The organism is Vibrio sp. B1FLJ16, from assembly GCF_905175385.1.
Classification (GTDB): domain Bacteria; phylum Pseudomonadota; class Gammaproteobacteria; order Enterobacterales; family Vibrionaceae; genus Vibrio.
Map to the genome: position 1 here is coordinate 257,855 of NZ_HG992750.1, position 11,840 is coordinate 269,694.

Consider the following 11,840-nt stretch of genomic DNA (forward strand, 5'->3'; position numbering starts at 1 on the left):
ATGTTCTAGATTAATAATGACTATTTATTTTTGACCAAGCACATTGTTCAATCATCATAACAGCCGAGCTCGCTTTACACAGATAGCATTTTTAACTAGGTGGAAATTTATGAAGCAAGAAACGATACTTTTTGACATCAATGAAACCGTGCTAAACCTGCATGTATTGAAACCAAAGTTTAAGCAATATTTTGGCGACGACAAATACATGCTGACTTGGTTTTCCATGCTGCTTCACTCTTCTACGGTATGTTTGACTACCGAGGTCAAAACCAGTTTCGCAGAGTTAGCAAAATCCGCACTTCTTTCTTTAGCTGGTAAATGCCGAATCACGTTAACCGAAGATCAGGTAGATGATGTTCTGGGACTTTTCGCTAACCTTGAAGCGCACTCAGATATTAAACCGTCGTTTGCACTACTGAAAGAAAATGGATTTCGGCTTGTTGCATTATCTAACTCCTCACAAGCACTATTGGAAAAACAAATTATGAATGCGGGTTTAGAGGATTACTTTGATGACATTATATCGGTTGAAAATGTCGGCACTTTTAAACCGTCGCCGTTAGCGTATCAGCATGCAGCTGAGGTGTTATTGAAATCACCTGAAGAGTTAAGGCTCGTAGCGACACATGACTGGGATACGCACGGTGCATTAAATGCCGGTCTGAAAGCGGCTTACATTGATAGAAGTGGAGCGCCATATCACCCGCTGTATCTTAAGCCAGATGTAGTCGGTGTTGATATGTTAGATATCGCAAGAGAGATTGTTATTTTAAACCAATAGGTTGGTGGACATTAATTTTTTGAGGTAAGGCAGTGTTCCGATTATTGTTAGTAGAATGGAAATTAAAAAAAGCGGCTTTACCCCGGAAAAGATAAAGCCGCTGCCAACTGACGTGTTAGATCACGCCTTATCGCATAATCATTTGTTCGCGGCCAGGACCAACAGAGACCATTTTCACTGGTACACCCATCAGTTCTTCAATACGTAATACGTATTTCTGTGCCGCGATTGGTAGCTCTTCAAACTTACGGCATCCAGTAATGTCTTCGCTCCAGCTTTCCATTTTTTCGTAGATTGGGGCTAGTGCTGCTGTCTGAGGCCAGATCGGGTTTTCACTGTGGTCGCCTTCGTAGCCAACACAGATTTTCAGATCGTTAAGTCCAGTCAGGCAGTCTACCTTGGTAAGCGCTATCTCAGTCGCTGCTTGCAGTTCAACGCCGTTTTTCGTCGCAACTGCGTCGAAGTAACCCATGTCACGCGGGCGGCCGGTTGTTGCACCGAACTCACCTGCCAGTTCTCGGAAGGCATCTTGCTCTTCCATGGCTGTAATCAGCGTGCCGGTGCCAACAGATGAACTGAATGCTTTTGCTACTGCAATCACGCGTTCAGGTCGAAGTGCCGGAAGACCACTGCCGATACCCGCGTACATCGATACGACGTTAGAAGACGTTGTCCAAGGGTACTCACCGTAAACAAGGTCACGACCCGCCCCAAGTTGCGCTTCGAACAATAGTGTTTTGTCTTTTGCTTGTAGCTCTTTTAGAGGCAGCGTTACGTTGCAAATTGAATCGCGCCAAGGTGCAGACACTTCTAGCAGCCAGTTCGCCAGTTCTTCAGCGGTTTGTTCAAATTCGAACGTTGGGTAAAGCGCACGCAGTTGCGGCAGTTTCCAGTCCATCATGAATTGAAGGCGTTCAACCAATACTTCTGGTTGCTTCAACCAACCAACAAGGATGCCTTTCTTCATTACGCGGTCACCGTAGGCAGGTGCAATTCCTTGACGAGTTGAGCCGTATGCTTTGTCGCCTAAACGTTGTTCTTCTAGCGTATCTTCTAGGGCGTGTAGAGGTAGACACATTGTTGCGCGATCAGAGATGCACATATTCACTTTTACGCCTGCTTCTTCTACTTCCGCAATTTCTTGAGACAGAGACGCTGGGCTGATAACCATACCCGGACCTAATACTGCAATACAATCTGGGTTGAATACGCCACTTGGAAGTTGGTGTAGCTTAAACGTACCCAGATCGTTAACCACGGTATGACCCGCATTGTTACCACCTTGGAAACGAATACTCGCAGAAGCTTGCTCTGCCAAAAAGTCAACGATGCGGCCTTTGCCTTCATCACCCCAGTTTGCACCCACAACAACAATAGACGACATAATTTGTTCTCCAGTAACAGACCGGAAAATCTTATGTTGTTCGCGACAATAAGAGAAATTAATTATACTGATTAGCTTGATAAGAATCTCATATCGGATGGTGAGCATGTTGGATTTGAACTGGCTGAGAACATTTGTCACCTTGGCGGAAATAAAACATTTCGGTAAAACAGCAACAGAGCTGCATATGACTCAACCGAATGTCAGCTTACACATAAAGCAGCTGGAGCAAGTGACACGCACTAAGTTAATTGAACGAAACCCGGTGCAGCTTACTCAGGCCGGAAAACGGTTATTAGCTACCGCGCAGCATATGCTTAACGAGTTGCAGATCTGTCAGTCGGATCTCAACGCGATCAATGATCTCACTCAGGGGACACTTTCGATTGCAGCCAGCGATATCGTCTCGCGCTTGTTACTTATCAAACCATTTCAGCAATTTAAAAATGAGTATCCGGGCATCGACTTAGCGCTGTTTAATACAACATCTTCGCAAGCCGTGGACCTAGTTAAGCGCGCTCGCGCAGATATCGGTTTTGTGATTGCGCAGAAAGAGAGCCAGCCACTGCACTTTACGCCGCTGACGCAAATTCACTGGTGTGCTTTCGGGGACAATATATTTAACTGGCAAGAGAACAAACAAGAAAGCCAGACGCTTATTCTGTTGGGGCATGATACCCGTACACGTGAACTGATTGATGCTTCATTGCCAGAGTTAAATTTACCAAAGCACCGGGTAATGGAAGTAGGCAGTGTCGAAGCACAAATTGACTGGGCAGAAGCAGGCTTTGGTACCGCAATCGTACCCGACTTTTCAATCGATCCAAGGCTAAAGCTATCCAGAGTAGTTACACCTTTACCCAGTTTCCCCAATACCGATTTTGGCTACATCGTGCGCCAGAACCAGGTGTTATCCAAAGCGGCTAAGCAATTACTGACTTGGGTAGGAGAGAACGTCTCTGAGGTTAGCTAATCCAAGTCGGGCGCATGTAAGTTCGCTATTACAGGTGTATCTGCCACCTGCCGTCTCATTTGTAATTGTCAAATTTTGCGTTCACTTTGATTTGTATTGGTTAAGAAGTATCGCCGAAAATGTATCTAAAAGTTGGCATTTTTGGTTATTTCCCTCTTACAACTAAGAGCTGGGTAACGTTTTACAATATTAAAGTGCATTTGCCGTGACCTAACTCTTATCTCCCCTCACTGATCACTACTTCTCCGTCTCCGGTTGTGTAAAATCACCTCAGTTTCAAAAATATTGATTATCTAAAATAAATAATGAAATGGTGGTTTGATTTAAAATCTCCCGGAGACATCAAATGAAAATGCTTAAAAAAACCTACATTGCTGCTGCATTAACTGTTGCTTGTTTTTCAGGCGCTATCCACGCTCAAGAGTTAACCTGGGATAACGCTAACCTTCACACTGTTTCGCTGATGATGAGCGAGCCGATGATGAAAGTGGATGGAAGCTACCACGAACTGCTTGATTCTCATTACTTCAAGCCAATGATGACAAAAGATAAAGTAGTGATGGCACCACTTGATGACATCATTGATGAACTTAACGGCGTAACTAAGGTTGATGGCAAAAAGATCGAATTCACTCTAAATGGTAAAACCGTTGTGATGAAAGATGGCTCGTCGGATGCAACTGTTAACGGTAAAAAAGTAAAAGCGCCAGCGGCTGCAAAACTGGTTGACGGTGCGATGTATGTGCCTTTTAAATTTGTCTTTGAGCAGTTCAATGGCAAATACAGCTGGAACTCTTCACGTAACCTTGCAGAAGTTACGCTGCTTCGCCCTGAAGGCACTATCTTCAAAGCTGAAAAAGGCAATATTTCTCTTAAAACCCTCGGCGATCAGAAAGATGAGTGGTACGGCAGTGCAGAAGCACAAACAGTTGCTGATGCAATGGTTAAAAACCAAAATGCAGACGGCGGTTGGTTTAAAATCGGTAGCTCCAACTCACTTGCGCAAGTTTACGATCGCGATACATTCCCGACTTATCGTCAAAAATCGACGATTGATAACGACGCCACTTATACCCAGATCATGACGCTGGCGAAAGTTTACCAGCACACTAATAAAGCGGAATATAAAGATGCGGCAATTCGCGGTGTTGAGTACCTATTGGATGGTCAATACAAAAACGGCGGGTGGCCACAATTCTTCCCGAACTCTACAGGTTATCACCGTCATGTGACGTTCAATGATAATGCGATTGCAAATACATTGAATGTGATGCGTGACGTGGCCAGCCAGAAGAATGAATTTGCTTTCGTCTCTGATAAATTAGCGAAACGCGCACAGGCTTCTATGGACAAAGGTTTGCGCCTTGTTCTTGATAGCCAGGTTGTGTCAAATGGCCAGAAGACCGGTTGGTGTGCGCAGTACAACATAGATACACTTGCTTGTGAGCGAGGCCGTTCTTATGAACTTGCTTCTATCAGTGGTGATGAAAGTGTTAATGTTATTCAGTTCCTTATGAGCATCGACAATCCTTCAGCTGAAGTCGTGGATTCGGTCAACAGTGCGGTGTCTTTCCTGAAGAGCAAGGAAATCACAGGCAAGAAAATGATCAGAACGCCTGACGATACCATGGAGTTTGGTGTTAACCGTGTGGTTATCGACCAGGAAGGCAGCAGTGTGTGGCCACGCTTCATTAATATCGAAAATCTACAGCCACTATTCTCGAACCGTCAGGGTGACAAACTTGATACATTTGAAGAGGTGAGTTATGAGCGTCGTGTGAAGTACACATGGCTGGTGACAACACCTAATAAGATGCTGAAAAATGAATACCCTCAGTGGCAGGAAAAATACTCGCCATCGGTAAATGCTCTGAATTAAGCGTCAAAGATACAATTTCCCCATGAAAAAGTGCCCAAGATAGGGCGCTTTTGTCATTTTAAGCAATACGTTAATAGACCATAAATCTCTTTGTTCGTAGTTGTGCTGCTAATGGCCTGTAGTGCTTTGTTCCGCTAACCAGTTCACCAGCTTACCAACCATGGCGTTGCCTTCGTGTTTCGGGTTGAGCAGATGATAGCCATTGCCAGAGGCGACATAGCTGTTAAATGGCCGGATTAAGCGTTTTGACTTCAAGTCCTGCTCAGCCAGCGTGATATCACCAATCGCCATTCCAAACCCTTGCTGAGCGGCGTTCACCGCCTGATCGAGCGTAGCAAAAGTTTGGTTACCTCTACCCTGAATATTGCGATACCCTCGTGATGCCAGCCACATTGACCAGTCAGACTGCTCCGTGTTTGCGTGCAGCCAGGTGCATCGCTTGAGCAGACTTAATTCGTCTGGCTCTTTTTCTAAGTTTTGCTGGGCCATCTTATCCCATAATTGTGGTGCGCATACCGGAGCCAGGATCTCATCGAACAACACTACCTGATCGATGGTTTTACTGCGAATCGGCTTACCGTAAGAGATCACCAAGTCGAAACTATCGAAGTTAGGAACGGCCTGATGCTTGGTGGTCGAGGTCAGCTCGACATTCACATCAGGATAGTCTTGCTGAAAATTGGCGATATGACCTAACAGCCATGAAGTAATACAACTTGGTGCGTTAAGCTTGATACGGTTTGCGCTGTCGACTACTTCTCGAATAGAAGCTTGCAAACGCTGGATAATCTCTTCTGCCAACGGAATAAACTTTGCGCCCTCGGGCGTGAGAGCAAGACCTCGTGCCTGACGATAAAATAGCGCAACGCCCATCAGGCTCTCTATCGATTGGATCTGACGGCTAATCGCACCCTGTGTCATGTTCAGAGCCTCTGCGGCATGAGTAAAATTGAGGTGCTGCGCTGTGGCTAAAAACGCTTGCAGGTTTTTTGTTGAAGGGAGTCTGTTCTGCATGTCATCTATCCATGATTTTTTTGCATGTCTAGTATGCCTTTATTTCGATTTAACCAGAAGCGATTCTTGACTAATTTATTACCAATAAGGAAATTTAATTTAATTTAATCGGTTAAAACTGATTAGGTATTCATTTAGGGATAATAAAAACTATGTCATTAGCTGAGAAGTTAGCTCCTGAGAGCATAAAAAAAGTTAATACCATATCAATCAGCAAGACGCATTGGTGGTTCAGGAAGATTGTGGCTAAACGCGAACGAGCTAGAAGAGCCGTTGCTATACAAAGAGCACCAGTCTCCGTTGCACCGTTATCCGGACTTTCTTCCTCACGACATTGCCTCAGCGTATCAGGCTTATTGCTCAACTTCACAGCCAACTCTAGCAGTGCGCGGTGCAGATGAAGCGATTGATTTGCTTATTCGTACCTTCTGTCAGCCGGGAACAGACAGCATCGCAATATGTAGCCCGACCTATGCAATGTATGAGTTCTGTGCTGAATCATTAGCGATCAATGTTATTGATTGCCCGTTATTACTGCCGAAATTTGAACTGGATGTTGAGAGCGTTGTTCAGGCGGCTGACAAGGCGAACCTTGTTTTCTTATGCTCTCCTAACAACCCAACCGGTCAGCTATTAAGTTACCAGAAGGTCGTTGATGTATTAGAGCAAACTCAGCACAGTGCAATTGTAGTTGTTGATGAGGCGTACATTGAGTTTGAACTTGATCAAAGCGTTGTCGAACTGATTGACCGTTATCCAAACCTTGTGGTGATTCGCACTCTGTCGAAAGCCTTTGGTCTTGCAGCGGTACGATGCGGGTTTATCATCGCCCAGCAATCAGTAATGGACTTTGTATGTAAGCTGATCCCACCGTACCCGATGCCGGATAGTTCAGCAGAAATCGTTCTGCAAGCATTAAGTTCAGAAGGGTTAGCAAAGGTAGCGGAGCATACCCGTACCTTGGTTGAGTCCCGCCAGCGCTTTATTGAACGTATCTCAGGTCTTGATTGGATAGAGACTATTTATCCGTCAGCGACTAACTTTGTACTGATTCGCACTAAGCCGAACGTCAATCTTTTTGAATACTTACGTGAGCAAGGCATTGTGACGCGTAACCAAACTCATGAGCCAAGCCTGCAGAACTGTGTTCGAATTACCATCGGTTCGGAAAAAAGTATGCAGGAAGTGGCGGACACCATATGTAACTTGCAACTAGAGCAATCTACTGACACCATCAATTAAAAAATAATAAGGATATTACACATGAATAAAATGCTGAGCGCGTTAGCTTGCACCGCTGCACTACTTTCTACCCCTTTGATGGCAAAGGAAGTCCGTCTGGCTTCTGACTTTACTTACCCACCGTTTAACTACAAGGATGCAAGTGGTACACCGGTTGGTTTTGATATCGAAATTGCTGATGCCTTATGTGCGGAAGCAAAGCTAGACTGTACATGGGTCTCTCAGGGATGGGATTCTCTGATTCCTAGTCTGCTAGCGCGTAAGTCAGACGTGATCATGGCTTCAATGCGTATCACTGATGATCGTAAAAAACGCGTGCTGTTTACCGACAAGTACTACCAAACGCCGGCGCGCTTTGTTGCTAAAGCGGGCAGCAATATTGAAATCAGCAAAAATGGCCTGAAAGACAAAGTGATTGGTGTTCAAAGCGGCACAATTCACGACATGTACGTGACGGATAAATTTGGCTCAGTTGCAACTATCAAACGTTATTCTGGTCAGGACGAAGTGTACCTTGATATGGCGAACGGTCGCTTGGACGCTACCTTCGGTAACTCAGATCAGCTTGCTCTGGCTTTCCTGGATAAAGAGATTGGCAAGGGCCATGAGTTTGTAGGTGAAGCTGTGACGGATAAAGCGTACATCGGTGAAGGCACGGCTCTGGCGCTGCGTAAGAATGATGAAGAATTGGCTGAGAAGTTTAACCAGGCAATCAAGACCATTCGTGCAAACGGCACTTACGATAAAATTGCTGCAAAATACTTCTCTTTCGATATCTACGGCGAAGAACTTTAATTTCAAACTTTTTTAGATATTGATAAAACACAAGGCCTACCTCGCTCAGCAAGGTAGGCCTTTTGCATTATCGGCTCGTCAATGTAATTCGTTAATGTTTTAACGTGTCTATATGATGAAAATTAAAGCTGTCGAGTTTAAAATGTTCACCTGTTTCTGATGTTCTTAACCTCTTTATGAAATCAACAAAAATCACCATTTCATTGCCTTCGCTAATTCACCGTATTGGCGGGGAACACGCTAAACACGCAAAAGCAGTCGCGATGGAAATAGGCTGTGAGTTGAAGCGAGTTAGGCGCTCCCGAAACTGGCAGGTTTCTGGTGAGGCACTGGATTTGAAGAGATTTCAAGAGCACATCAAAGCTGAAGAATCAGAAGAGCTCAGGTTCCTGATAAATAAGCTAGAAGTAGGACTTACGGCGCATCAGGATAAGTTAGAGCCGTTGGAGGCTAAACTGGTACGGTTAGTCCTTCAGAGTCCAAATGTCACTTTGGCGGAACTTATGGCAGAAACCAATTGTAGTGTTGCTCAAGCTAGAACGGCTCGCTTTGAGGCAGAGATGTTGTAACGCGATTGTATTGATGTCGCTGGCTAACTTTGATTCAAGCCACCACTCCGAATTATGGAATAGTATCGGAGTGGCGGCTTTGCTTTTACTTACGTAAGTTCCAATTACGTAGGTTTCTAGGGTCTTATTTCTCTAGCGCTGGATTGGATAACCCTTTTTTGCTCGCTTGCTCCGCGTCCTCTTGTGAAGTCTCTGGTAGCACTAAAGTCATCACAATTGCTGCAATACCGCTGGTGGTCACCGGAGAACCGAAAACGCTTTGCAGGATTTTTGGCATTCCTTCAAGAACTTCAGGTACTAGCATTACGCCAAGCCCGATACCGAATGAAACCGCGAGAATCATTAAGTTTCTTCGGTCTAATTCTTCGTTTGCAATGATCTTTATACCCGCCGCCGCAACCGTACCAAACATGACCAGTGTTGCGCCGCCAATCACTGGTTTTGGGATGGTAGTCAGAATGGCTCCGAGTAGTGGGAATAGCCCCAGAGCGACTAAAATAAGAGCAACAAAGTAGCCCACAAAGCGGCTTGCTATACCGGTCAGTTGAATTACGCTGTTGTTCTGGCTGAAGGTGGTGTTTGGAAAGGTGTTAAAGACTGCCGCAATGAGTGAGTTTACGCCGTCACCAAGTATACCGGCCTTAATGCGTTTCAGGTATTGAGGACCGGATACCGCTTGCTTGGTGATGATGCAGTTCGCGGTGATATCACCCGCAGACTCAATGGCGGTAATGGCATAGATAACCGCGATAGGTAAAAACGCATACCAGTCGAAATCAAACCCGTACTTAAACGGAACAGGGATACTCACCAAAGGCTGATTGAATGCGCCTTCGACGTTTACCATACCCATCATTGCAGCTAGGACATAACCTAAAACCATACCGATTAGGATTGATGACAATCGTACCATCAGGTTTTTAGAGCGATTCAAAACAATAATGGTGGTTAAGACAACCGTCCCCAGTAGGAGGTTATTCCATGAGCCGAAATCAGGCGCATTGAATCCGCCAGCAAGGTCAGTCATACCTACTTTGATAAGAGAAATACCGATCGTCGTCACTACGATACCCGCGACGACTGGTGTGATAATGCGTTTGAGCTTACTGATAAACTGCGAAAGAATGATTTCTATAAAGGCACCAACAAAGCACACACCGAATATCATTGCCAGAATATCTTCCGGACCGCCACCTTGTGATTTAACGATGAAGCCTGCCGCCAGTACTGAGCTAAGAAAAGCAAAGCTTGTGCCCTGAACGCAGACCAAACCAGCCCCAATAGGACCAATGCGACGAGCCTGAATAAAGGTACCAACCCCCGAAACGATTAACGCCATACTGATGAGATAAGGGATATGCTCGCCTAGTCCCAGTACACCACCGATGATTAGAGTTGGGGTAATGATTCCGACAAAACTTGCGAGGACATGTTGCAGACCTGCGTAAAGCGCTGCTCCGACGTTGGGCTTGTCTTCCAACCCGTAAATGAGGTCCTGGGCTTGCTGTTGAGACATACTGACTTCCTTGTATTCATTATTGTGTACGATTCTAAGAACACAATAGAGCAAGCTCTGTGCCACAAGGTTCTTGACTATTTAGTCAAGTTATTCCAAGGGTTTAGCCGAGACTGGATTTCAGAATTAGAAAAAAGTTGAGTCGTGTTGGTGCAAATGTGATCAATTCAGTGCATATGTGCGTCATTGAAGGGTGAGGACAGTAACAATAGAGCCACCTGTTAAGACTAAAATGCCACTCGCTTAACAACGAGTGGCATATCTTGATATCCAGTCATCCTGAACAGCGACGAAGGCTCGCTGGAATGACCCGGTAAAGACGTTAATTGCGTGGAATTAACCTGTTATTGTGGTGAAGGCATCAATTCAGAACTTCTTTTAAGCGTTGGCGCTCTTCGTCGGTCATTTTGGTTTTATTCAAAAATGGCATGTCTGCGCTTTCGACTGAGCGAACCAGAATACGCGCTTTCCAACGTTCAATGTCCTGCCAGCTATCGAATACCGCACCGCTTGGCGCAACTTTGAATACATCATCCGTGGGTGTTGAGCTGTGGCACTGAGTGCAGCGTTCATCAATGATTTGTTTTGCAATCATCTGATTTTCTGTCAGTGATGCAGAGCCAGCAATGGCCTCATGATGACTGTCTGTGTTTGCCATAGTATCTGCTGCCGCGCTACGAAATGTGGACTGCCAGCTTACCAGCACTGCTAAAACCAGCATTGCACAAGCACCACTGATGATCACACTCGGCTTATTCTGTCCGACATGTTTGAGGTTAAAGTAATGACGGATGTAGGCACTGATGATCAGGACAAAGAAGCCAATCAACCAGTTCAGCGGGTGTTGATAGATCATCGGATAGTGATTGCTGATCATCAAAAATATGACTGGCAGAGTAAAGTAGTTGTTATGAATAGAGCGGCGTTTACCTTCAAGGCCTGGTGCAGGGTCGACGGTTTCACCTGCAATTACCTGTGCTACCATTTTACGCTGACCCGGAATGATCTTGTGGAAGACGTTATTAACCATAATTGAACCGATGAGTGCGCCCATATGGATAAAGGCACCGCGTCCACTGAACAGTTGGGTAAAACCATAGAAAAACAGTGCGCCAAACGCCAGTAACGCGGCACTAAACATCACGGTATTGCGGCCAAGAGGCGAGCGCATCAGGGCTTCATAAACCGCCACTCCGAGAAAAATACCGCCAACGCCAACGCCGACAGCTTGCAGTGAGGTTAGCTCCATGATCCGTGGATCAATCAGGTAAGCTTGTGCGTTGAAGTAGTACATCCAAATCATCAATGCGGAGCCGGTCAGCCATGTGGCATAAGCTTCCCATTTAAACCAGTGCAGTTTTTCCGGGATTTTCTCCGGACCGGCCTGATACTTAGCGACTTCGTAAAAACCACCACCATGTACTGCCCACAGGTCGCCTTTGATGCCTTTATCTTTCTTCCATTTTGGCGGAGTCTCTAGATTGTTATCCAGCCAGGCAAAGTAAAAGCTTGCTCCAATCCATGCGATGCCACAGATCACATGAAACCATTTAATAAACAGCGCTAGCCATTCATACAGTTGTGGCCACATCGTAATATCCTTATCTATGATACCAACCTAAGTAGGCACTTACTTATTTAGATTGGTATGAATCCTTGAACATGCGTTTTGTTAAAGATTGTG

Annotated in this window: 9 protein-coding genes and 1 pseudogene; 6 read left to right on the forward strand and 4 right to left on the reverse strand. The window is 45.3% G+C overall.

Going from position 1 to position 11,840, the window contains the following annotated elements:
- The first annotated feature begins 109 nt into the window (after positions 1-109).
- On the forward strand, positions 110-784 hold the full coding sequence (locus KHN79_RS15290; protein WP_182010207.1) for a haloacid dehalogenase type II: 675 nt from the start codon (positions 110-112) through the stop codon (positions 782-784).
- A 127-nt stretch (positions 785-911) separates the two neighbouring features.
- Here the strand turns inward: KHN79_RS15290 and KHN79_RS15295 are convergent, their stop codons facing one another.
- Positions 912-2,168: an adenylosuccinate synthase gene (locus KHN79_RS15295; RefSeq protein ID WP_182010206.1), complete on the reverse strand. Its 1,257-nt coding sequence runs from the start codon at positions 2,166-2,168 to the stop codon at positions 912-914.
- A gap of 106 nt (positions 2,169-2,274) precedes the next feature.
- Here KHN79_RS15295 and KHN79_RS15300 point away from each other — a divergent pair, with 106 nt between their 5' ends.
- Complete coding sequence (locus KHN79_RS15300) at positions 2,275-3,141, forward strand: LysR family transcriptional regulator (protein WP_182010205.1); 867 nt, start codon at positions 2,275-2,277, stop codon at positions 3,139-3,141.
- Positions 3,142-3,487: 346 nt separating this feature from the next.
- Complete coding sequence (gene pelA / locus KHN79_RS15305) at positions 3,488-5,020, forward strand: pectate lyase (RefSeq protein WP_182010204.1); 1,533 nt, start codon at positions 3,488-3,490, stop codon at positions 5,018-5,020.
- A 108-nt stretch (positions 5,021-5,128) separates the two neighbouring features.
- On the opposite strand, the gene KHN79_RS15310 is transcribed toward pelA, so the two are convergent.
- Complete coding sequence (locus KHN79_RS15310) at positions 5,129-6,034, reverse strand: LysR substrate-binding domain-containing protein (RefSeq protein WP_182010203.1); 906 nt, start codon at positions 6,032-6,034, stop codon at positions 5,129-5,131.
- A gap of 152 nt (positions 6,035-6,186) precedes the next feature.
- Between KHN79_RS15310 and hisC the strand changes: the two are divergent.
- From hisC to KHN79_RS15325, 3 genes and pseudogenes are all read left to right on the forward strand, one after another.
- Positions 6,187-7,283 (forward strand): annotated as a pseudogene (gene hisC / locus KHN79_RS15315) (histidinol-phosphate transaminase).
- A 14-nt stretch (positions 7,284-7,297) separates the two neighbouring features.
- Positions 7,298-8,071 carry an ABC transporter substrate-binding protein gene (locus tag KHN79_RS15320; RefSeq protein ID WP_182010201.1) on the forward strand — a complete coding sequence of 258 codons (774 nt, stop codon included), beginning with the start codon at positions 7,298-7,300 and terminating at the stop codon, positions 8,069-8,071.
- Positions 8,072-8,247: 176 nt separating this feature from the next.
- Positions 8,248-8,640, forward strand: coding sequence for a ribosome recycling factor family protein (locus KHN79_RS15325; RefSeq protein ID WP_182010200.1), 393 nt, complete (start codon positions 8,248-8,250; stop codon positions 8,638-8,640).
- Between the two features lie 124 nt (positions 8,641-8,764).
- On the opposite strand, the gene KHN79_RS15330 is transcribed toward KHN79_RS15325, so the two are convergent.
- Both KHN79_RS15330 and KHN79_RS15335 read right to left on the reverse strand, forming a co-directional pair.
- The gene (locus tag KHN79_RS15330; RefSeq protein ID WP_182010199.1) at positions 8,765-10,156 is read right to left on the reverse strand and encodes a nucleobase:cation symporter-2 family protein; all 1,392 of its coding nucleotides are present in this window, start codon (positions 10,154-10,156) and stop codon (positions 8,765-8,767) included.
- A 361-nt stretch (positions 10,157-10,517) separates the two neighbouring features.
- A complete protein-coding gene (locus tag KHN79_RS15335) occupies positions 10,518-11,747 on the reverse strand; it encodes a urate hydroxylase PuuD (RefSeq protein ID WP_182010198.1) in 1,230 nt (409 codons plus the stop codon).
- Between the last annotated feature and the right edge of the window lie 93 nt (positions 11,748-11,840).

What these genes read in the sequence shown, in the direction of transcription:
- KHN79_RS15290 (WP_182010207.1), top strand. Translation starts at nt 110, where the DNA reads ATGAAGCAAGAAACGATACTTTTTGACATCAATGAAACCGTGCTAAAC.
- KHN79_RS15295 (WP_182010206.1), bottom strand. Translation starts at nt 2,168, where the DNA reads ATGTCGTCTATTGTTGTTGTGGGTGCAAACTGGGGTGATGAAGGCAAA.
- KHN79_RS15300 (WP_182010205.1), top strand. Translation starts at nt 2,275, where the DNA reads ATGTTGGATTTGAACTGGCTGAGAACATTTGTCACCTTGGCGGAAATA.
- pelA (WP_182010204.1), top strand. Translation starts at nt 3,488, where the DNA reads ATGAAAATGCTTAAAAAAACCTACATTGCTGCTGCATTAACTGTTGCT.
- KHN79_RS15310 (WP_182010203.1), bottom strand. Translation starts at nt 6,034, where the DNA reads ATGCAGAACAGACTCCCTTCAACAAAAAACCTGCAAGCGTTTTTAGCC.
- KHN79_RS15320 (WP_182010201.1), top strand. Translation starts at nt 7,298, where the DNA reads ATGAATAAAATGCTGAGCGCGTTAGCTTGCACCGCTGCACTACTTTCT.
- KHN79_RS15325 (WP_182010200.1), top strand. Translation starts at nt 8,248, where the DNA reads ATGAAATCAACAAAAATCACCATTTCATTGCCTTCGCTAATTCACCGT.
- KHN79_RS15330 (WP_182010199.1), bottom strand. Translation starts at nt 10,156, where the DNA reads ATGTCTCAACAGCAAGCCCAGGACCTCATTTACGGGTTGGAAGACAAG.
- KHN79_RS15335 (WP_182010198.1), bottom strand. Translation starts at nt 11,747, where the DNA reads ATGTGGCCACAACTGTATGAATGGCTAGCGCTGTTTATTAAATGGTTT.